Source organism: Pseudomonas sp. AP42, from assembly GCF_001728935.1.
Lineage (GTDB): Bacteria > Pseudomonadota > Gammaproteobacteria > Pseudomonadales > Pseudomonadaceae > Aquipseudomonas > Aquipseudomonas lactis.
Genome location: NZ_LYSO01000072.1, coordinates 1 through 21,669, shown reverse-complemented (window position 1 = coordinate 21,669; position 21,669 = coordinate 1). Strand labels below are relative to the sequence as shown.

General features: G+C 60.2%; 18 protein-coding genes and 1 pseudogene. 8 read left to right on the top strand and 11 right to left on the bottom strand.

The features are described 5' to 3' along the window. Positions 1-18 precede the first annotated feature (18 nt). Positions 19-1,446, top strand: coding sequence for an exodeoxyribonuclease I (gene sbcB, locus A7K61_RS21130; RefSeq protein WP_069558299.1), 1,428 nt, complete (start codon positions 19-21; stop codon positions 1,444-1,446). Positions 1,447-1,536: 90 nt separating this feature from the next. Here the strand turns inward: sbcB and mvaT are convergent, their stop codons facing one another. Continuing rightward, positions 1,537-1,911 carry a histone-like nucleoid-structuring protein MvaT gene (gene mvaT / locus A7K61_RS21125; RefSeq protein ID WP_019821235.1) on the bottom strand — a complete coding sequence of 125 codons (375 nt, stop codon included), beginning with the start codon at positions 1,909-1,911 and terminating at the stop codon, positions 1,537-1,539. 351 nt (positions 1,912-2,262) lie between these two features. On the opposite strand from mvaT, the gene purU reads away from it, so the two are divergent. Next, positions 2,263-3,111 carry a formyltetrahydrofolate deformylase gene (purU, locus tag A7K61_RS21120; protein ID WP_003193893.1) on the top strand — a complete coding sequence of 283 codons (849 nt, stop codon included), beginning with the start codon at positions 2,263-2,265 and terminating at the stop codon, positions 3,109-3,111. A gap of 124 nt (positions 3,112-3,235) precedes the next feature. On the opposite strand, the gene A7K61_RS21115 is transcribed toward purU, so the two are convergent. The 5 genes and pseudogenes from A7K61_RS21115 to A7K61_RS34285 form a co-directional block, all read right to left on the bottom strand. After that, on the bottom strand, positions 3,236-4,345 hold the full coding sequence (locus A7K61_RS21115; RefSeq protein WP_069558298.1) for a lysylphosphatidylglycerol synthase transmembrane domain-containing protein: 1,110 nt from the start codon (positions 4,343-4,345) through the stop codon (positions 3,236-3,238). Then, on the bottom strand, positions 4,333-5,085 hold the full coding sequence (locus tag A7K61_RS21110; RefSeq protein WP_069558297.1) for a DUF2334 domain-containing protein: 753 nt from the start codon (positions 5,083-5,085) through the stop codon (positions 4,333-4,335). Before A7K61_RS21110 ends, A7K61_RS21115 begins: the two co-directional genes overlap by 13 nt. Beyond that, complete coding sequence (locus A7K61_RS21105; protein ID WP_069558296.1) at positions 5,078-6,199, bottom strand: glycosyltransferase family 1 protein; 1,122 nt, start codon at positions 6,197-6,199, stop codon at positions 5,078-5,080. The genes A7K61_RS21110 and A7K61_RS21105 overlap by 8 nt, the downstream gene beginning before the upstream one ends. Positions 6,200-6,406: 207 nt before the next feature. Beyond that, the gene (locus A7K61_RS34290) at positions 6,407-7,171 is read right to left on the bottom strand and encodes a methyl-accepting chemotaxis protein (protein ID WP_370694806.1); all 765 of its coding nucleotides are present in this window, start codon (positions 7,169-7,171) and stop codon (positions 6,407-6,409) included. A gap of 93 nt (positions 7,172-7,264) precedes the next feature. Next, a pseudogene (locus A7K61_RS34285) lies at positions 7,265-8,296 on the bottom strand (cache domain-containing protein); the annotation flags it as partial. A 205-nt stretch (positions 8,297-8,501) separates the two neighbouring features. Here A7K61_RS34285 and A7K61_RS21095 point away from each other — a divergent pair. Further along, the gene (locus A7K61_RS21095; RefSeq protein ID WP_069558295.1) at positions 8,502-9,980 is read left to right on the top strand and encodes a helicase HerA-like domain-containing protein; all 1,479 of its coding nucleotides are present in this window, start codon (positions 8,502-8,504) and stop codon (positions 9,978-9,980) included. A 4-nt stretch (positions 9,981-9,984) separates the two neighbouring features. On the opposite strand, the gene A7K61_RS21090 is transcribed toward A7K61_RS21095, so the two are convergent. Next, positions 9,985-10,440: a DUF721 domain-containing protein gene (locus A7K61_RS21090; RefSeq protein WP_003193887.1), complete on the bottom strand. Its 456-nt coding sequence runs from the start codon at positions 10,438-10,440 to the stop codon at positions 9,985-9,987. Between the two features lie 306 nt (positions 10,441-10,746). Here A7K61_RS21090 and secA point away from each other — a divergent pair, with 306 nt between their 5' ends. The 3 genes from secA to A7K61_RS21075 all read left to right on the top strand — a co-directional run bounded on the left by secA (position 10,747) and on the right by A7K61_RS21075 (position 15,912). After that, the gene (gene secA, locus A7K61_RS21085; RefSeq protein ID WP_003193886.1) at positions 10,747-13,482 is read left to right on the top strand and encodes a preprotein translocase subunit SecA; all 2,736 of its coding nucleotides are present in this window, start codon (positions 10,747-10,749) and stop codon (positions 13,480-13,482) included. 124 nt (positions 13,483-13,606) lie between these two features. Next, positions 13,607-14,824 carry a bifunctional glutamate N-acetyltransferase/amino-acid acetyltransferase ArgJ gene (gene argJ / locus A7K61_RS21080; RefSeq protein WP_032895495.1) on the top strand — a complete coding sequence of 406 codons (1,218 nt, stop codon included), beginning with the start codon at positions 13,607-13,609 and terminating at the stop codon, positions 14,822-14,824. 143 nt (positions 14,825-14,967) lie between these two features. Continuing rightward, positions 14,968-15,912, top strand: a complete 945-nt coding sequence (locus A7K61_RS21075) for a Nudix family hydrolase (protein WP_047711674.1) — start codon at positions 14,968-14,970, stop codon at positions 15,910-15,912. 126 nt (positions 15,913-16,038) lie between these two features. On the opposite strand, the gene A7K61_RS21070 is transcribed toward A7K61_RS21075, so the two are convergent. From A7K61_RS21070 to A7K61_RS21060, 3 genes are read right to left on the bottom strand one after another with little or no spacing between them, the layout of a single operon-like run. Further along, positions 16,039-16,617: a cob(I)yrinic acid a,c-diamide adenosyltransferase gene (locus tag A7K61_RS21070; protein ID WP_069558294.1), complete on the bottom strand. Its 579-nt coding sequence runs from the start codon at positions 16,615-16,617 to the stop codon at positions 16,039-16,041. 2 nt (positions 16,618-16,619) lie between these two features. Further along, entirely contained in the window at positions 16,620-18,656 is a 2,037-nt protein-coding gene (locus A7K61_RS21065; RefSeq protein WP_069558293.1) for an ATP-binding protein, read from the bottom strand. Between the two features lie 46 nt (positions 18,657-18,702). Further along, positions 18,703-19,620, bottom strand: a complete 918-nt coding sequence (locus A7K61_RS21060) for a putative 2-dehydropantoate 2-reductase (RefSeq protein ID WP_069558292.1) — start codon at positions 19,618-19,620, stop codon at positions 18,703-18,705. A gap of 123 nt (positions 19,621-19,743) precedes the next feature. On the opposite strand from A7K61_RS21060, the gene A7K61_RS21055 reads away from it, so the two are divergent. After that, entirely contained in the window at positions 19,744-20,229 is a 486-nt protein-coding gene (locus A7K61_RS21055; protein ID WP_003193880.1) for a YajQ family cyclic di-GMP-binding protein, read from the top strand. A 136-nt stretch (positions 20,230-20,365) separates the two neighbouring features. Then, a complete protein-coding gene (locus A7K61_RS21050; protein WP_032895503.1) occupies positions 20,366-21,208 on the top strand; it encodes a mechanosensitive ion channel family protein in 843 nt (280 codons plus the stop codon). Between the two features lie 181 nt (positions 21,209-21,389). Here A7K61_RS21050 and A7K61_RS21045 read toward each other — a convergent pair. Continuing rightward, positions 21,390-21,669, bottom strand: a 280-nt coding sequence (locus tag A7K61_RS21045; RefSeq protein WP_139129532.1) for an OprD family outer membrane porin, incomplete at its 5' end; no start/stop codon positions are given.

Below are 21,669 nucleotides of genomic sequence, written 5' to 3'. Positions count from 1 at the left end.
TCAGCACAGGAATAGCCCGTGACCTCGATTTTCTGGTACGACTATGAAACCACCGGCATCAACCCGCGCAACGATCGTCCGCTCCAGGTAGCCGGGATCCGCACCGACCTTGCGCTCAATGAGGTCGGTGCGCCGATCAATCTTTATTGCCAGCCCAGCGACGATATCCTGCCTCATCCAGCAGCGTGCTCGATCACGGGTATCACGCCGGGTATCCTCGCCGAGAAGGGCCTTGCCGAAGCCGATTTCATGACCCGGGTGCACGCCGAACTGGCCGCGCCAGGTACCTGCGGCGCCGGCTACAACACCCTGCGATTTGACGATGAAATGACGCGCTACAGTCTGTACCGCAATTTTTTCGATCCGTATGCGCGCGAGTGGCAGGGCGGCAACAGCCGCTGGGACTTGATCGATGTCATGCGCACCGCCTATGCCCTGCGGCCGGAGGGCATCAACTGGCCCGAGCAGGAAGGGCGTGTGACCCTCAAGCTCGAACGCTTGACCGAGGCCAACGGCATCGACCATGGCCAGGCTCATGATGCGTTGTCGGATGTGCGTGCAACTATCGCCCTGGCGCGGTTGGTCCGGGAGAAACAACCGAAGTTGTATGAGTGGTTGTTTCAACTGCGCAGCAAACAGCGGGTGATGGATCAGGTGCGGTTGCTGCAACCGATGGTGCATATCTCCGGACGTTTCTCTGCCGAGCGCCATTACCTGGGCGTGGTCTTGCCCCTGGCCTGGCACCCGCGCAATCGCAATGCCTTGATCGTCTGTGACCTGGGGCTCGATCCACAAGGGCTGTTGGACCTGGATGCGGCGACCCTGCGCCAGCGTCTTTACACGCGCCGCGATGAGTTGGCCGAAGGTGAGCTGCCGGTTCCGCTCAAGTTGCTGCATATCAACCGCTGCCCGGTGGTCGCGCCGTTAAATGTGCTGCGTCCGCAAGACCTGGAGCGCCTGCAATTGGATAAGGAGGCTTGCCTTGCACGGGCGCTGCGGCTAACTGACGCACAGGAAGTTTGGCGGGACAAGTTAGCAGCCATTTATGCCGAGGAAGACTTTGCGCCGAACGCGGACCCGGAGCAGCAGCTCTACGATGGTTTTATTGGTGACCGTGACCGTCGTTTATGTGAGCAAGTTCGCATGGCCGAGCCCGCGCAGTTGGCCCGTCAGCAGTGGCCATTCGATGATCATCGTTTGCCGGAATTATTATTTCGCTACCGGGCGCGTAACTTTCCTGAAACCTTGAACAATGAGGAGCAACAACGCTGGAAACTTTTCTGTCAGCAACGTTTGTCGGATGCGCAGTGGGGGGCGCCGAATACCCTGTTGGGGTTTAAGCAGGCGCGTGAGGAGTTGGCGGTTAGTGCTACATCGTTTCAGTGTCAGGTACTGGCGCAATGGCAGGACTATGTAGATTCCTTAGCGGCGCGCCTGAATCTGTAGGTGCATAACTACAGAATATTCCGACAATAAAAAACGCCAGCAAGCTGGCGTTTTTCATGTGTGACGTATCGGGTGAACGTCCGACCGGGCTTAGCCCAGCAGGGTTGCCCAACCTTCAACTACGTCACCGCCCCACTTGGCTTTCCACTCTTTCAGAGTTTTGTGGTTGCCACCTTTGGTTTCAATCACTTCGCCGTTGTGCGGGTTTTTGTACTGCTTGACCTTGCGAGCACGCTTGGTGCCGGTAGTTTTCACAGCGCCACGCGGTGCTTTAACTTTCGACTCTGGATCCAGCAGCGCGATGATGTCACGCAGGGATTTGGAGTATTCACCCATCAGGGTGCGCAATTTGCCTTCGAATTCGAGCTCGGTTTTCAGCTTGTCGTCTTCGGACAGGTTCTTCAAACGGGCTTGCAGCTCTTTGATAGCTTCTTCGGTGGCGCGGTATTCGTTGATCAGTGACATGTGGACTACCTTATGTAGAACGCTGATTGACAGGGTGAGTGGCCTAATAATAGTCAGGCAATTTCATCAAGTAAACATTTAAGACGTTATTCAGGTGAATGACATTGAATGTGTGTGAGAAAACCTGGCCGATGAGTTAATTAGTAAGCGTTATGCGCAAAGATAATCGCGTTAATTTTTTGCTACTGGCCTGAGCATACCGTTGTACCGTCATATAGCGGTGGTAAAACCTTACACGATTAAGGGGTGTTGCCACGGCGAGGGCTCAAGATCAGGTGCAAGGGAATACTGCAGTTTTTTTGCGTAATCGCTAGAATAGCCGCCTTTGTGAAGTTCTGGAGTTTCCCCCTAATGCGCACTTTTCGGCTGGTGATTGCTTGCCCGGACCGGGTTGGCATCGTTGCCAAGGTCAGTAACTTTCTGGCTTCCCATAATGGCTGGATCACCGAGGCGAGCCATCACTCGGACGATCTCAGTGGTTGGTTTTTCATGCGTCACGAAATCCGTGCCGATACGCTGCCCTTTGGCCTGGAAGCCTTCCGCGAGGCGTTTGCGCCGATTGCCGAAGAGTTTTCGATGACTTGGCACATCACCGACACCGAGCAGAAGAAACGCGTGGTGCTGATGGCCAGCCGCGAATCCCACTGCCTGGCAGACCTGCTGCACCGCTGGCACAGCGACGAACTCGATTGCGAGATTGCTTGCGTGATCTCCAACCACGACGACCTGCGCAGCATGGTCGAATGGCATGGCATCCCTTATTACCATGTGCCGGTCAACCCACAGGACAAGGAGCCGGCATTTGCCGAGGTGTCGCGCCTGGTCAAGCAGCACGACGCGGATGTGGTGGTGCTGGCGCGCTACATGCAGATCCTGCCGCCGCAGCTGTGCCGCGAATACGCGGGCAAAGTGATCAACATCCACCACAGCTTCTTGCCGTCGTTTGTCGGTGCCAAGCCGTATCACCAGGCTTCCCTGCGTGGCGTGAAGTTGATTGGTGCAACCTGCCACTACGTGACCGAAGAGCTGGACGCCGGCCCGATCATCGAGCAGGACGTGGTGCGCGTCAGCCACAGCGACAGTATTGAAGACATGGTGCGCTTCGGCCGTGACGTCGAGAAAATGGTGTTGGCGCGTGGCTTGCGCTACCACCTGGAAGATCGCGTGTTGGTGCACGGCAACAAGACCGTGGTTTTCTGACTCAGCGGTTTTGATTGAAAGACGCAGGGGCCTGGAGGTAAAACTCTCCAGGCCCTTTTTTTATTTCTGTTTCAGGAGATTCCCATGAGCGACCCGCTCGATAAAGCCACCTCACGGGCGCCTGCTACCTTGGGCGAGGGCTGTTTGAGTCGTTACGACCCGGAGGCGCTGGATGCCGAGGATGGAACTGATTTTCCAGGCGCGGCGCGTTTATGGGAGCAGACACAGGCGCAGGACGAGCCGCCTGCCGCCCCTGAAAAAGACGCTTGAGCAGCGGTTTGCCGACCATCAATAAAAACACTGGCGCACCGGCCAGCAAATAGAAGTAATAGGTCACCGCTCGCCAGATCAGAATCGCCGCCGCTGCTGTGGATGTGCCCACCATGGGCGCCAGCAGTGCCACGCACGTCAGCTCCGCTGCGCCGGCCCCGCCTGGCGCCAGGCTGAACTGCCCGGCAGTCAGCGACAGCATCTGGATCAGAAAACTCCAGGCCCACTGCACCTCACCGCCCAACCCGCGCAGCGCCAGGTACAGCACGCTGTAACGCAGCAGCCAATGCAGGCTGGTCAGCGCAAAGACCCCAAGCAAGGTACTCCGGGGGAGCTTGAGGGTGGCGCTGAACGCCGCCAGAAAACGCAGCAACCGGCGTGCCCAGCGTCGGCGGGTGGTAGCGCCGACCTTCATAGCCTTGAGTGCCAAACCCGCCAGGCGAATCAGCCGCCGGTGAAAATGCACCACGGCCCAGCCACTGATCACCCCACCCACCATCGACACGGCGCTGAGCCCCAGCAACCACTCCAAACGCGGGCTGAGGCTATGAAACAGCGCATACAGCAGGATCCCCACCAGTGCGCAGAGAAAAAACACCAAGTCGCTCAGTTGGTCCATGGCAAACACCGCACTGCCGTGGGCGGGGCGCACGCCGTTACGTGCCAGCAGCGCCATCAGGGTCAACGGTCCGCCGCTGCCGCCGGGTGTGGCGCACATGGCGAATTCGGTGGATATCACCACGCCCAGACTTTTAAGCGGCCCTAGCCGAGCGCAATGCTCGCCAAGCAACAGGCGGATGCGCAGGCTGTTGATCAGCCAGCAGCCGATGATCATGGCGAACATCCCCAGCAACTGGGGCAGCGGAAACTGGCGCAGGCGCGTAATGCTTTCGCCGCCGCCCAGCCATATCGGAATGGCCAGTGCCACCAGCAGGGCAAGCACCAGCCAGATCAGTCGGCCCATGGTTGCGTTGCCAGCCAGGCGGCCTTGGTTTGGGGGACGCGCCCCGCGTTGAGCAGGCGTTGCAGGGTGTGCAGCCAATAATCGCGGGAAAACCTGTAGCGCATGTCCACAGGGTGCAATCCCAGTCGGATCAGCGGGGCTGTCTGCCACCGCTGTTCCCGGCGGTCGCTGAGGACTTTGGACAATCCCCGGCGCCAGGCACTGCGCGCACTCCACACCAGGCCGGGGGCATTGATAGGCGTGAAGTCCGGCAGGCGATAAAGATGTTGTGGGTCGCTGGTGTAGCTCAGCGGCAACTGGCGCAATGCCTGCCGGGTGCCGTCGCTCATCAACCAGGCGGGTGCAACAAAGCCATGCAGCGGCCAGCTATTGCGCTGGAATACCTCAATGCCGGCGGTCAGCCGCCGCAACGCCTCGGCCTCGGACAGCTGGTAAAACTCGCCTTCATGGGTATAGATGCGTCGCATAAACCATTCTTTTGGCGTACGTGGCCGAGGTTGGTCGTCGCAATGGTAGTAACCATGCAAGGTGAGTTCATCGCCCTTGGCGACACGGCTATCGAGCAGGCGCCGAAAATCGCGGTGGGCGGCCAAGTCGTCATGGTGATGAAAGTCCGGCACCACCAACCAAGTGATGGGCACGTTGCCCAGTGCATCGACGGCCTCGACGAAGGGCCGGTAGTCGGCCCAGGTATGCGGTGCCACGTCGTGCAGTACCAGCATCAGCGCGCGCTCAGCCATGGGCGAGCATCGGTTCATGGCTGCCCAGCACGGCGTAGTAATGCCCCAACAGGCTGTCGACTACCGTGTCCCACGCATAACGCTGCTCGACATGGCGCCGAGCCTGAGCACCCAGGCGTCGGCTGTCGGTACTGAACAGCTCGCGCACCGCATCGGCCATGGCCTTGGGGTTGTTCGGCGTGCACAGCAGGCCACAACGCTCGTCGACAATCTCGGTAAAGGCCCCGGCCGCCACGGCGACCACCGGAATACCGCAGGCCATGGCTTCCAGAATCACCAGGCCGAAGGTTTCCTGGTCGCCGCCGTGCAGCAAGGCATCGGCGCTGGCCATCAGCCGCGCAACATGCTGGGCGGGCCGGAATCCATCAATGACGGTGACATTGTCTGGCACGCTGGCCGGCATGCCAGAGCCCACCAACAGCAAGTGGTAGCCTTCCCCCAGGCGCTTCATGCAGTTGAGCAGCACCGGCAGGTTTTTCTCCTTGGAGCCGCGCCCGGCGAAGATCAGTAGCCGAGTGTCTTCGCCAATCCCCAGTTCGGCGCGCAGGCCGGGGTCACGTACCTCAGGGGTGAAGGTTTGCAGGTCCACGCCCAGGGGTTGCACGAAGACATTTCTGACGCCAAGCCCGGTGAGCTTGTCGGCCATGACCTGGCTGGGGGCGAGCACTCGGTCAAAATTCCCATAGAGTTTGCGCACATAGGCTTCAACATTGGGGGTAAACCAAGGCCCCATGCGGTTGCTCACCAGCAATGGCAGGTCGGAGTGGTAGAAGCCGATGACCGGCACATCCAACTGGCGCCGGGCATCCAGGGCGGCCCAGGCCGTCAGGTAAGGGTCGCCCACTTCGATCAGATCGGGCTGTAAATCGTGCAGGACATTTCGCCATGGCGCCAAGCGAACGGGGAAACGGTAGCCTTTGCCGAAGGGCAGGGCGGGCGCCGGTACTTTGAAGATGCCGTCCTGCTCGCTCAAATGTGCGCCGGGGATCAACAGGCTGTGGCGAATGCCCGGCTTGAGCGCCAGACGCCGGTGCTTGGCGTCAAGGTAAGTGCGTACGCCACCGCTGGCCGGGGCGTAGAACATGGTTATGTCAGCGATATGCACGATGAACATCCCTCCGATCCATTGCTCTCCCTAGATGGACCTGAGGTAAGGATAGATGTTCGATTGGGATTGGTGTGTTTGCCGGTCGGTTAAACGCAGGTCCCCTGTGGGAGCGGGCTTGCTCGCGAAAGCGGTGAATCAGTCAGTACATCTTCAACTGACAGACTGCTTTCGCGAGCAAGCCCGCTCCCACATTGGATCGCATTGCGTTGCCCATCAGATCCGGAAGCTGCCCACCAATTGCTTCAAACGCGAGGCCTGTTGTTCCAGGTCCGAGCAGGCGCGCAGGGTCGATTGCAGGTTTTCCACCCCTTCCTGGTTGAGGGTGTTGATCTCGGTGATGTCCATATTGATCGACTCCACCACCGAGGTCTGTTCTTCAGTGGCGGTGGCGACCGACTGGTTCATGCCGTCGATCTCGCCAATGCGCTGGGTCACGCTGTTCAGGCGCTCGCCGGCCAGGTTGGCGATTTCCACGCTGTCCAGGCTGTGGCGTTGGCTTTCGCTCATGGTCGTCACCGAGTCCCGGGCGCCCACCTGTAGCTCTTCGATCATCGTCTGCACCTGTTGCGCCGACTCCTGGGTGCGATGGGCCAAGTTGCGCACTTCATCGGCTACCACCGCAAAGCCACGCCCGGCTTCCCCGGCGCGCGCCGCTTCGATCGCCGCGTTGAGCGCCAGCAGGTTGGTTTGCTGGGAAATGCTGGTGATCACCTCAAGGATCTGGCCGATATTCACCGTTTTGCTGTTAAGTGCTTCGATATTGGTACTTGAGGTGCTGATCATGCTGGATAACTGCGTCATCGCCTTGATATTGCGTTCAACCACCTGCTGGCCGTCCTCGGCCAGGTGCCGTGCATCGCTGGCCTGACTGGAGGCTTGGGCGGCGTTGCGTGCGATCTCCTGGGCCGCGGCCCCCAGTTGGTTGATGGCGGCGGCGACGCTGTTAGTGCGGTTGGCCTGTTCGTCGGAGTTGACCATCGATGAGTTGGAGGCACTGACCACCCGCAGGGCCACTTCATTGACGTGCTCGGTGGCGGAAGACACTTCGCGAATCGAGGTATGAATGCGCTCCACGAAGCGGTTGAACGCATTGCCCAGGGTGCCGAACTCATCATTGTTCTGGATGGTCAGGCGGCGGGTCAGGTCGCCTTCACCATCGGCAATGTCCTGCATGGCGCGGGTCATCAGGTGCAGAGGTTGCAGCAAGACGCGGATGAGCATGCCGAGCAGGGCGATGATGATCACCACCGCGATGATCGTGGCGATCACCGCCGAGGTGCGAAACTCACTGAGCATGGCGAAAGACTTGTCTTTATCCACCGAAACGCCCAGGTACCAGTTCACCGAGGGCAGGCCCTTGATCGGTGTGAACGTCACGATATTGGTCTTGCCATTGGCTTGCACTTCGCTGAAGTCGCCGCTGATCTTCGGCGTGTCTTTTGGATACACATCCGCCAGGGTTTTCATCACCAGGGCTTTATCGGGGTGCACCAGCACTTTGCCGTCAGCGCTGACCAGGAACGCATAGCCCATGCCGCCAAAATCCAGCGCGCCGATGTTATCCACCAGGGTCTGCAGGCTCAGGTCGCCGCCGACCACGCCGATGCTCTGGCCACCCTTGGCGCTGGGCGTGGCGACAGAAATGATCAGTTGCCCGGTCGCCGCGTCGATATAGGGTTCGGTCAGGGTCGAGCCATTACTGGCCTGGGCGCCTTTGTACCAGGGGCGAACACGCGGGTCGAAGCCGTCGGGCATCTTGGTGTCAGGGCGGATGGTGAAAGTGCCCTGGCTGTCACCGACGTAGGTGGCCATGAATGACGAGGTCAGCGCTTTCTGCTCCAGCAGGCTGGCGACCACGCTTTTTTCAGGGTTGATGGCGATGTTCTGTGCGGCGTTTTCCACCAGGGCGATACGGCCGGTGAGCCAGGTCTGGATGTTGCTGGCGGTGACGTCGCCCATCTCATGCAGGTAGTTATTGAGGTCGTCACGAATCGCGTTGCGCTGCAGGTAGTCGTTGTAGAGGGTAAACAACGCAAAGGCGGCGATGACGATAAGGGAGGCTGCAAGCAGGATCTTGTGGCTGAAGCGCAGATTTTTGTTCATGGCTTGAAGGGTCCGCTAAGGTCTTAATATCCGAGGCGCATCCTATGCGGGAGGCGCAAAATGGCAGCGTCAAAAAAGGTGTGGTATTTCTGGTGATAGCTCCGTTGGTCCGTATCGGAATTATCTGACCGTTTTTTAGTCTTTGTCGGGCTTACATCTGTCTATATCGACCTCGCGGCACTAAAGATTAACCATAGGTGACGAAATGCCTGACTCCACACAACTGCTTATCGGTGCCGGCCTTGACGGCCAGCCCATCGCCCAGTCCATGCGCCTGGCCAACCGTCACGGGTTGATCGCTGGCGCCACGGGCACGGGCAAGACCGTCACCTTGCAGCGCCTGGCGGAAGCCTTCAGTGATGCGGGCGTGGCGGTGTTCGCTGCCGACATCAAGGGCGATCTCTGCGGCCTGGGCGCCGCCGCCAACCCCCAGGGCAAAGTGGCCGAGCGTATTGCCGGCATGCCCTTCCTTAATTACACCGCCCAGGCGTACCCGGTCACCCTGTGGGATATCCACGGCCAATCCGGTCACCCACTGCGCACCACCATCAGTGAAATGGGCCCGCTGTTGCTCGGCAGCCTGTTGGAACTCACCGACAGCCAGCAATCGGCGCTCTATGCGGCGTTCAAAGTGGCCGACCGCGAAGGCCTGTTGCTGCTGGACCTCAAGGACCTCAAGGCACTGCTCAATCACCTGCGCTATCACCCGGAACTGCTGGGCGAAGACGCCGCCTTGATGACCACCGGTTCCAGCCAGGCCTTGTTGCGGCGCCTGGCAGTGCTGGAGCAGCAGGGCGCCGAAGCCTTGTTTGGCGAGCCGGCTCTGCAACTGGAAGATATTTTGCAGCCCTCCAGCGATGGACGTGGGCGCATCCACCTGCTGGACGCCAGCCGCTTGGTGCATGAGGCGCCGAAGGTCTACGCGACCTTCCTGTTGTGGCTGCTGGCAGAGTTGTTCGAACAATTGCCGGAACGCGGCGATGCCGACAAACCGTTGTTGGCATTGTTTTTCGATGAGGCGCACTTGTTGTTCGCCGATACACCAAAGGCCTTGCAGGAACGCCTGGAGCAGGTGGTGCGCCTGATTCGTTCCAAAGGCGTCGGCGTGTATTTCGTCACCCAATCGCCGGGCGACTTGCCGGATACGGTACTGGCGCAACTGGGCCTGCGCATCCAGCACGGTTTGCGTGCGTTCACCGCCAAAGAACAGAAGTCCCTGCGGGCGGTGGCGGATGGTTTTCGTCCCAACCCGACGTTCGATACCTTGTCAGTGCTCACAGAGTTGGGCACCGGTGAGGCATTGGTGGGAACCTTGCAGGAAAAGGGCACGCCGGAAGTCGTCCAGCGCGTACTGGTTGCTCCTCCGCAATCGCGGATCGGGCCGCTCACCGAAGCTGAACGCAAAGCGTTGATCGCCAGTTCGCCGCTGTTGGGGCGCTATGACAAGCCGGTGGATCGTGAGTCTGCCTATGAAGTGCTGATGGCCCGCAAGGAACTTGGGCCTGCCGAGCAGGCCGCGCCGGCCGCCGAAGAGCCGAGCTTCACAGACAAGGCCGGTGCCTTCCTGGGCACCACGGCGGGCAAGGCGTTGAAATCAGCCATGCAGCAGGCCGCCAATCAGATGGGGCGCCAGTTGGTGCGGGGGCTGCTCGGTTCGTTATTGGGCGGCAGCAAACGCAAGTAGCGCTTCAGGCTTTGGGCCGGGCATGGGCGGCCAGCCGTTCCAGGGCGGCGCGCAAGCCCGGGTCGTTGATCCCTTCGGCGGTGGCCTGAAGGGTTTCAGCGGCCGTTTCCGACAGGTCCAGGGTATGCCCCACTGCGCCTTGCGGCACGGTGGGCGGCTGCACCTTGAACTGAATGCGCGTCAAACCGGCGAACTCTTCAAACACCATCAACTGGCGCTGCAAGCGTTTTTGCTGATAACGCAAGCGGGTGGCCCAATGACCATCGGTGACAATCAATAGCAGATTGCCTTCACGCCAGGACGCCACATGACAGTGCTCACGTGCGGCCGGTTGCAGCTGGCTTTCAAGCAGGCGTTGCAAATGGCCCAGGCGCTTGGCATGGCCAAAGATGGCTTTCAACGGCTTGGCTTCGCGAAGCAACACGCCGGGAGCGCGGGCTGTGAGAGGGCGAAATGCCATGTTTAGACACCTTAGGTAACAGAGCGGCTATCTTAGCAGAAAGCGCCTGCACACCCGGAGGCTCTGCGTCGGCTGGGCTTTGCCCATGAAATCAATAAGTAACTTCTGCACTCCATGGGTTGAAGTTCGCGCAAAAGCCCTTATTTTAAACAAGCCCTCTCACAGCGCCGTGCCTGCCTCGGGGAACAACGCCACTTTCCTCACCCACGATTCCGGGTAGAATGCGCGTTCGCAATGCGGCCGTGAGGGCTGCTCGGGCCACTCACGGTGCGCCCTCCATCCCTATGTGTGGAAGAACCTGCCGATATGTTTGCGCCTTTGTTAAAGAAACTTTTTGGAAGCAAGAATGAGCGCGAAGTCAAACGCATGCTCAAGACGGTGCAGCTGGTCAATGCCTTCGAAGAGCAGATGGTTGCTCTGTCGGACGAGCAATTGCGCGCCAAGACCCAAGAGTTCAAGGCCCGCATAGCCAAAGGTGAAACCCTCGACAAGTTGCTGCCCGAAGCCTTCGCGGTCGCCCGTGAAGCCGGTAAGCGCGTCATGGGCATGCGCCACTTCGACGTCCAGTTGATCGGCGGCATGACCTTGCATGAAGGCATGATTGCCGAAATGCGCACCGGTGAAGGCAAGACCCTGGTGGCAACCCTGGGCGTCTACCTCAACGCACTGTCCGGCAAGGGCGTGCACGTTGTGACGGTGAACGACTACCTGGCTCGCCGGGACGCCAACTGGATGCGCCCGCTGTATGAATTCCTCGGCCTGACCGTCGGCGTGGTAACGCCGTTCCAGCCGCCGGAAGAGAAGCGCGCTGCGTACGCCTGCGACATTACCTACGGCACCAACAACGAATTCGGTTTCGACTACCTGCGCGACAACATGGCGTTCAGCATGGATGAAAAATTCCAGCGTGAACTCAACTTTGCCGTGATCGACGAAGTCGACTCCATCCTCATCGACGAAGCCCGTACTCCGCTGATCATCTCCGGCCAGGCCGAAGACAGCTCGCGCCTGTACACCGAGATCAACAAGTTGATCCCGCGCCTGGAGCAGCACATCGAGGAAGTGGAAGGCGTGGTGACCAAAGAAGGTCACTTCACCATCGACGAGAAGACCCGCCAGGTCGAACTCAACGAAGCCGGTCACCAGTTTGTCGAAGAGATGCTCACCCAGATCGGCGAGCTGGCCGAAGGTGAAAGCCTGTACTCGGCACACAACCTGGGCCTGTTGACCCACGTGTATGCCGGCCTGCGCGCCCACAAGCTGTTCCATCGCAACGTCGAATATATCGTGCAGGAAGGCCAGGTGGTTCTGGTCGACGAGCACACCGGTCGTACCATGCCCGGTCGTCGCCTGTCCGAAGGCCTGCACCAGGCCATCGAAGCCAAGGAACACCTCAACATCCAGGCCGAAAGCCAGACGTTGGCGTCCACCACCTTCCAGAACTACTTCCGTCTGTACAACAAGCTGTCCGGCATGACCGGTACGGCCGACACCGAAGCGTTCGAATTCCACCAGATCTACAACCTGGCCGTGATGGTCATCCCGCCGAACAAGCCGTTGGCGCGTAAAGACTACAACGACCTGGTGTTCCTGACCGCCGAAGAGAAATACGCGGCGATCATCAATGACATCAAGGACGGCATGGCCAAGGGCCGCCCGATCCTGGTGGGTACCGCCACCATCGAGACTTCCGAGCACGTGTCCAACCTGCTCAACAAGGAAGGTATCGAGCACAAGGTACTGAACGCCAAGTTCCACGAAAAAGAAGCCGAGATCATCGCCCAGGCCGGTCGCCCAGGCGCACTGACCATCGCCACCAACATGGCCGGTCGTGGTACCGACATCCTGTTGGGCGGCAACTGGGAAGTGGAAGTGGCTTCGCTCGACAATCCGACGCCTGAGCAGATCGCCCAGATCAAGGCCGACTGGCAGAAGCGCCACCAGGCCGTGCTGGAATCCGGTGGCTTGCAGGTGATCGCGTCCGAGCGTCACGAATCGCGTCGTATCGACAACCAGCTGCGTGGCCGTGCCGGTCGCCAGGGTGACGCCGGTTCCAGCCGTTTCTACCTGTCGCTGGAAGACAGCCTGATGCGTATCTTCGCGTCGGACCGGGTGAAGAACTTCATGAAAGCCCTGGGCATGCAGTCCGGTGAAGCGATCGAGCACCGCATGGTGACCAACGCCATCGAGAAGGCCCAGCGCAAAGTAGAAGGCCGTAACTTCGACATTCGTAAGCAACTGCTCGAGTTCGACGACGTCAACAACGAACAGCGTAAAGTGATCTATCACATGCGTAACACGTTGCTGGCCGCCGACAACATTGGCGAAACCATCGCTGATTTCCGTCAGGACGTGCTCAACGCCACTGTCAGCGCCCATATCCCGCCACAATCGCTGCCTGAGCAGTGGGATGTTGCCGGCCTGGAAGCGGCATTGAAGAGCGATTTCGGTGTGGACTTGCCGGTTCAGCAATGGCTGGACGAAGACGACCACCTGTACGAAGAAACCCTGCGCGAAAAACTGATGGCCGAGCTGCTGGCGGCGTACAACGAGAAAGAAGAGCAGGCGAGTGCCGAAGCACTGCGCACCTTCGAGAAACAGATCGTATTGCGCGTGCTGGATGACCTGTGGAAAGACCACCTGTCGACCATGGACCACCTGCGCCACGGTATCCACCTGCGTGGCTACGCCCAGAAGAACCCGAAGCAGGAGTACAAGCGCGAGTCGTTCACGCTGTTCTCCGAATTGCTGGATTCTATCAAGCGCGACTCGATCCGCGTGCTGTCCCACGTTCAGGTGCGTCGCGAAGACCCGATCGAGGAAGAAGCACGCCTGCGTCAGGAAGCCGAGGCCCTGGCGGCGCGCATGCAGTTCCAGCACGACGAAGCGCCGGGCCTGGACGAGCCTGAGGCCTTGGGTGAAGAGGTCGATGTGGCCTTGGCCCAGACGCCGGTTCGCAATGATCAGAAGCTGGGTCGCAACGAGCTGTGCTACTGCGGTTCGGGCAAGAAATTCAAACACTGCCACGGCCAGATCGAATAAGATTTTCGCCTGACGCTGCAACCCCCCGCGCCGCGACCGGCCTTTGCCGTCGCGGCGTTTTGCCATTAATTCCCACCGTCGATAGCGACGGCACAGACATCACCTATTTTTAAGGAGCGCATTCATGGCTGTTGGTCTTGGTCCTTTGCCCACGTTGCACCCAGTTGCCGGTTTTGAACTCGGTATCGCTTCGGCCGGCATCAAGCGCCCGGGGCGCAAGGATGTGGTGGTGATGCGTTGTGCTGAAGGCTCGACCGTGGCGGGTGTGTTCACCCTCAACGCCTTCTGCGCCGCACCGGTGATTCTGGCCAAGCAGCGCGTGGCCGGGTCGATTCGCTACCTGCTGACCAACACCGGCAATGCCAATGCCGGCACTGGCGAGCCGGGCCTGGTCGCGGCGGCGCGCACCTGCGCCAAGCTGGCCCAGTTGACCGGCGTCGATGCCAGCCAGGTGCTGCCGTACTCCACCGGTGTGATCGGTGAACCGCTGCCGGTGGAAAAAATCGAAGGCGCCCTGCAAGCCGCGCTCGATGACCTGTCTGTGGATAACTGGGCGGCTGCCGCTACCGGCATCATGACCACCGACACCTTGCCAAAAGGCGCGAGCCGCCAGTTCGTGCATGACGGCGTGACCATTACTGTTACCGGTATCAGCAAAGGCGCAGGCATGATCCGCCCGAACATGGCCACCATGCTCGGCTATATCGCCACCGACGCCAAAGTCTCCCGCGATGTGCTGCAACGCCTGATGCTGGACGGCGCCAACAAGTCGTTCAACCGCATCACCATCGACGGTGATACCTCCACCAACGACTGCTGCATGCTGATCGCCACCGGCCAGGCCAACCTGCCGGAAATCACTTCCACCGAAGGCCCGTTGTTCGCGGCGTTGAAACAGGCGGTGTTTGAAGTGTGCATGGACGTGGCCCAGGCCATCGTGCGTGACGGCGAGGGCGCGACCAAGTTCGTCACGGTTGAAGTCAACGGCGGCGGCAACCATCAGGAATGCCTGGATGTGGGCTACACCGTGGCGCACTCGCCGCTGATCAAGACCGCGCTGTTTGCATCGGACCCGAACTGGGGCCGTATCCTTGCGGCTGTCGGCCGTGCTGGCGTGCCGGACCTTGACGTGAGCAAGATCGACGTGTTCCTGGGTGACGTGTGCATCGCCAGCCGTGGCGCCCGCGCCGAAACCTACACCGAAGCCCAGGGCTCGGCGGTGATGCAGCAGGAAGAAATCACCATCCGTATCGAACTGGGTCGTGGCGAGTGCAGCGAAACCATCTGGACCACCGACCTGTCCCACGAGTACGTGAAGATCAACGCGGAATACCGTACCTGAAAATGACCCTCCCCCTGTAGGAGCGAGCTTGCTCGCGAAAAACTCAAGGCCACCGCGTTTATCCAGGATGCACGCGTGATCGTTGACGTTCTTCGCGAGCAAGCTCGCTCCTACAAAGGGCTACGACGAGAGGAAGCAGTGGCGTGAAACGAGTGCATGTAGCAGCAGCGGTGATCCGCGGTGTCGATGGCAGGATCCTGCTGGCGCGCCGTGCCGATACTCAGCATCAAGGCGGCCTCTGGGAGTTTCCCGGCGGCAAGGTGGAGGCCGATGAGTCGGTTGCCACGGCCTTGTCCCGTGAATTGCAGGAAGAGCTGGGCATCCAGGTCACCACGGCGCGGCCGCTGATCAAGGTGCAACATGACTACCCGGACAAACAGGTATTGCTGGATGTGTGGGAAGTCTCGGCCTTTACCGGCGAGCCCCATGGCGCCGAAGGGCAGCCGTTGGCGTGGGTGGCACCGCGTGACCTGGTCAACTATGAATTCCCGGCGGCGAATGCGCCGATTGTCGCTGCGGCACGCTTGCCCGCCGAGTACCTGATCACCCCTGGCGAGCTCGAAACCCCGACGCTGTTGCGCGGTATCCAGAAGGCTATCGCCGGTGGCATCAAGCTGGTTCAACTGCGTGCGCCCAACGGCTATGACCCCAAATACCGCGACTTGGCAGTAGATGCGGTGGGCCTGTGTGCCGGCAAGGCGCAACTGATGCTCAAGGGGCCGTTCGAGTGGCTGGGGGATTTCCCCGCTGCCGGCTGGCACATGACCTCGGCGCAGTTGCGCAAATACGCGAGCAAGGGCCGCCCGCTGCCCAAAGACCGTTGGCTGGCGGCTTCGTGCCACAACGCTGAAGAGCTGGCCCTGGCGGAAATGATGGACGTGGATTTTGTCACCCTGTCGCCGGTGCAGCCGACCCAGACTCATCCGGATGCCCAGCCGTTGGGTTGGGAGCAGGCGCAGCAGTTGATCGCTGGGTTCAGCAAGCCGGTGTTTCTGTTGGGCGGGGTTGGGCCGGCGCAGCGGGAGCAGGCGTGGGAGGCTGGTGCGCAAGGTGTGGCAGGTATTCGAGCGTTCTGGCCGCAGGTGTGATGGTGCTCTGACTGACCTCTTCGCGAGCAAGCCCGCTCCCACATTTGACCGAGTTCTACCATTGGAATGCGATCAAATGTGGGAGCGGGCTTGCTCGCGAAAGCGCCCGATCAAACACCGCAATGCTCAGTGTGGCTTGGCCGCTGCCTGCCACAACACTTCCGCAATACCTTGGCGCTTGGCAATCACCCTGGCCGCCACAAACAGCAAATCCGACAACCGATTGATATACGCCAACCCCACACCCTCCAACGGCTCCACCGCATTCAGGTGCTGACAGCGGCGTTCGGCGCTGCGCGCCAGGCTGCGGCACACATGGGCCTGGGCGATCAAGGCTGAGCCGCCGGGCAGAATGAAGTTCTCCAGCGGTCCAACCTCTTCATTCCAACGATCAATCGCTGCTTCCAGTCGATCCACTTCCGCCGCATTCAGCGCCTTGTACACCGGCATGGCCAGCTCACCGCCCAAGTCAAACAGACGGTGCTGGCAAGGGGTGAGCACTTCAATCACATCCTTCAACGCCGGGTGCTTGCCGCTTTGTTCTTCAAGGTTGGCCAGCAGCAGGCCGAGTTGGCTGTTCAGCGTATCCACCTCGCCAATCGCTTCCACGCGTGGATGGTCCTTGGGCACGCGGCGGCCGTCGCCGAGGCCGGTCTCGCCTTTGTCGCCGGTACGGGTGTAGATCTTCGACAGGCGAAAGCCCATGGTCAGTGCTCCAGTTGGGTAAGTTCAGTGGGGGGCAATTGGCTGCCGGCCAAGGGCAGGCGCAAGGTAAAGCAGGTGCCCTGGCCCAGGGTGGAATGCACTTCCATCTGGCCCTTGTGGTTGTTGGTGATGATGAAATATGACACCGACAGGCCTAGCCCGGTGCCCTGGCCGATTTCCTTGGTGGTAAAGAACGGTTCGAACGTGCGTTTGCGCACGTTTTCGCTCATGCCGATGCCGTTGTCTTCCACCTGGATTTCCGCCCACGGCGGGTTGAGGCGGGTGCGCAGGATGATGCGCCCCGGCTCGCTGTCGTCCTCGCGCAGGTGAATCGCCTGGGCAGCGTTTTTCAGCAAGTTGAGCAGCACTTGCTCCAGCTCGTTGGCGGTGCCGGGCACCGGGCCCAGTTGCGGATCGAACTGGCGGATGATCGCCTGGCCCTTGAAATCGAAACCGATGGTCAGGTCAAAGTCGTTACCGGCGATGTCCACGGCCTGGTCGATCAGCGCTGGCAAATCACAGGGCGCCATCTGGCGATTGCTGCGGCGGCTGAAGCTGAGCATGTGGGTAACGATTTTCGCGGCACGCGCCCCGGCCTGCTGAATGCCGTCGAGCAGTTGCGGGACTTCGCGGCCTTGCAGGTATCGGTTGACCGTCTCCAGCTCGATGCCCACCTGTTCGGCAAGTTCAAGGTTCTTGGGCAGCTCGGGGGACAGGCGCCGCCGAATGTTCTGCACGTTATGCAGGATCGCGCCCAACGGGTTGTTGATCTCATGGGCCATACCTGCGGCCAGGCCGCCCACGGAGAGCATTTTTTCCGATTGCACCATCATTTCTTCCAGGGACAGGCGCTGGGTGATGTCGTCGATTCGGATCACCACACCGCGCCCGGCGCCGCCCATCAAGGGGTAGAACGTCAGCGCGTAATGCTTGGGCTCGTCGTCCTTGATCCAGGTGACCCGCTCGATCCGTTCCACGGTGTGTTGCTCCACGGTGGCCTTGATCTGTGGCAGGTACGGCTTGAGCGGCTGGAAGGCCAGGAACACCGGCTGGTTCAAGGCTTCGTCCAGACGCGTACCGGAGAGGGCGGTAGCTTCCTGGTTCCACTGGGTGACATAGAGTTGTTCGTCCAGGGCGATCAGCGCCGAGGGCATCGAGTCAATGATGCTGTTCAGGTAGTTCTGGAAGCCCGTGAGCTTTTTCTCGATCTTGCTGCGTACCTGGACCTCCAGTTCCAGCTTGCGGTTGGTATGCCGGGTTTCTTCGGCCAAACCCTGGGCCTGGTCATACGCGGCCTGGGAGTCGTCGCGCGCGCGTTTGAGTTGCTGCTCGCGGGCTTCGATGCGCGACAACATGGTGTTGAACGCTTCGGCCAGGCTGCCGATTTCATCACGGTTGCCACGCCCGGCGCGTAACGCGTAGTTCTCCTCGCGGGTCACCTGGCGGGACAGTTCTTCAAGTTCATGAATCGGCCGTGTGATCAGGCGTTTGATCTGCCGGGCGATGACCAGCCACAGCAATACACTGAAAATCAGGATACCCAGGCTCGCGGTCAGCGTGCCGGTATAGAACGCCACCGGCAGCTCACTGCTGGCCACCAGCAACAAATGCCCTGAAGGCTGGTTGCCGCGGGGCAGGGTGATGACCTGGTTGCTGCGAAATTCAGTGAGGCGCCACGCTTCGATATGGCGGTAGTGGTCCGGCAGGTGCAGGCGGTCGCCGTGCTGCATCTGCGCCAGGCGGTTGCCTTCGCCGTCGTACAGCGCGGCGGCGCGCAACGGTGAATAGCTGGTCAGCTCATTGAGCAGCGCCTCGGCCTTGGTCGGAGACTCAAGGGCCTCGGCGGCGAGCGCGGGGTTGGACACCAGTCGACCGATGGACTGCAAGGCCTGGGGGGCCATGCTTTCCTGGGAGATCCAGTAGGCGGCGCTGATAAACGTCAGGTTGGCCACCAGCAATACGGTGGTCAACAACACCAGCAGGGCTGCCAGCAGTTTCTGCCCTACTGGTAGATTTTCAAGACGCTGGCGCAGTGGCATCAGGGTTTTCCCAGGTGATAGACAGGTAGGCAGGGTAGCGCGTGCCTCAGTCGCTGGCCAATCCGCGTGCGCGCAAATGCTCGACCAGGCGCGCTTGCAACTGTTGCAGGTGCGGCAACACCAATTGATGGCGGGCGGCCGCCTGGCAGGCGTAGCCCAACAGGTAGCTGATCTCGGTACGCCGTGCGTTGGCCACGTCCTGGTACATGGACGAGTAATTGGTCGCCGTGGCCTGGATCACCCGCTGTACTTCGCTGTGCAGGTCCTGTGCGGCGGCGGGTTGGCCGCAGCATTCGAGCAGCTCGGCCAGTTCCGCGCACAAGGTCGCCACTTCACACGCGTGGGCTTGCAAGCCGCCGTTGCGGCATTCGTAAAGCACGGTCAGGGGATTGATGGCGCAATTGAGCGCCAGCTTGCGCCACAGGCGCGTGAGAATATCGCTGGCCCAATCGTGGGGAATGCCGGCTGCTTGCAGGTCGTCCAGCCACAGCGGTGGCGTGGGGTGGCTCGCATCCCCCAGCCAGGTGAAACCATGGCCGGCAAATACCACTCGCCAGTCGCCTTCGCGAAAGGCGCCTTCGGTACTGGAGGCATAGATGCAGCGGGCCGACGGTACTTGTGCAGCCACTGCGTCCTGGCTGCCGAGGCCGTTTTGCAGCAGGATCAGTTCGGCGTCGGGCGCCAGTCGAGGTTGCAGCTGGGCAATGGCGCTTTGGGCGTCGTAGGCTTTGCACGCCACCAGCAAGCGATGAATCGGCTCTGGGCTGTCAGGCGTTTCACCGACTACCGGGTAAGTCTGTTCTACACCCTGCTCGAACAGGGTCAGCCCCTGGCCGGCTCGATAGTCGGCCAGGCGCGCCTCATTGCGCAGGATCAGCCTGACGGGCACGCCCGCGCGCGCCAGCCGTGCGGCCCAGAGGGTGCCCAGGCTGCCGGCGCCAAGAATATGCCAGGGGGTCGACATCAGTGTGTACTCCATAAGCTCGCCAGCGGTGAACGGCGCGAAAGAACCGCTATAATGCCCCGGCATTTTAGCTCGGGCGCGCTCCATCTCTACTGAGCCCGCCCCTTATATTGGAGAAATCACATGCCTTCGTTCGACGTGGTATCTGAACTGGACAAACACGAAGTCACCAACGCCGTCGAGAACGCCGTCAAGGAACTGGACCGTCGCTACGACTTGAAAGGCAAGGGCAGCTTCGAATTCAAGGAAAAGGAACTGACCGTCAACCTGACCGCTGAAGCCGATTTCCAGCTGGAAGCGATGATCGAGATCCTCAAGCTGGCCCTGGTCAAGCGCAAGATCGACGTGCAATGCCTGGAAGTCAAGGATGCCTACGCTTCCGGCAAGCTGATGAAGCAGGAAGCCGTGCTCAAGGAAGGCATCGACAAAGAGCTGGCCAAGAAGATCGTGGCGCACATCAAGGACGCCAAGCTCAAAGTCCAGGCCGCCATCCAGGGCGAGCAGGTTCGCGTTACCGGCAAGAAGCGTGACGACCTGCAAGAGGCCATCGCGGCCCTGCGCGCCAAGACGTTTGATATGCCGCTGCAGTTCAATAACTTCCGCGACTGATGGCACTTTGGGGAACCTGTGGGCACTTTTGACGTCCCACGCCCCAGCATCATTGCCTACAATTGAGCCCTTCGGGGCTCAATTGCGTTTTCAGGCAGTCAGTCGAGCCTTATCGCCGCACAACAGGAGAAAGTAGATGGATTTGAACGCTGAAATGGATCACCTGATCAAGACCTCCCAGTCTTGGATCCCCATGATCATGGAATACGGCAGCCGCGTATTGCTGGCGTTGGTCACCCTGGCCATCGGCTGGTGGCTGATCAATGTCTTGACGCAACGCGTGGGCCGCCTGCTGGCCATGCGTAACGCGGACATGGCGTTGCAACACTTCATCACCAGCCTTGCCAACATCGCGCTCAAAGTCATGCTGGTGGTCAACGTGGCCTCGATGATCGGTGTGGCCACCACCTCGTTCGTGGCGGCGATCGGTGCCGCTACCCTGGCTATCGGCCTGGCCTTGCAAGGCAGCCTGGCGAACTTTGCCGGCGGCGTGCTGATTCTGTTGTTCCGCCCGTTCCGCATCGGTGACTGGATCGAAGCCCAGGGCACCTCGGGTACCGTCGACAGCATCCAGATCTTCCACACCGTATTGCGCACCGGCGACAACAAGACGGTGATCATTCCCAACGGCAGCCTGTCCAACGGCCTTATCACCAACACCAACCGCCAGCCGACCCGCAAGGTCGTGTTTGATGTGGGTGTGGACTATGAGGCGGACCTGCAGAAGGCCCGTGAAGTATTGCTGGCTCTGGCCGAAGACCCGCGTGTACTGAAGGACCCTGCCGCTGTGGCGGTGGTGTCGACCTTGGGCGACAGTTCCATCACCGTCTCCCTGCGTTGCTGGACCAACACCCCGGATTATTGGGACGTGGTGTTTATGCTCAATGAACTGGCGCGTGACCGTTTGAAAGCGGCCGGGATTGATATTCCGTTTCCACAACGGGTTATTCGGGTGATGCAGGAAAGTGCGCCGAAATAACTTGGCGTGATGCTATCGAACTTGGCCGATAGGTCAGCTTTGATAAACTAGTTACTTAGCTTGCTAGTTGTTTTGTTGATTGAAATAAAACTGCAATAAAAAAGCCGCTCCCTGTTAAACAGAGGAGCGGCTTTTTGTTTGAGGCCGAAGCCTCAAGTCATCGCTGTAACGAAACCGATCGTTACAAGATGTTCAACGGGTATTGCGCAATCAGGCGCAGTTCGTCGATAGAGGCGGAACCATAGTAAACGCCATCAGACGAACGATAGGTTGCCTGACGGATACGCAGGCTCAGGTCTTTAGCTGGGCCGCTCTGGATCACGTACTTGCCTTCGATGTCGCGTTCCCACTCTTTACCGTTCGACGTGGTGCCAGTGTTGGCGCCGCTACCGGTTACGTAACGAGTCATGAAGCTCAGGCCAGGAATGCCGAAGGTTGCCATGTTGATGTCGTAGCGCGCC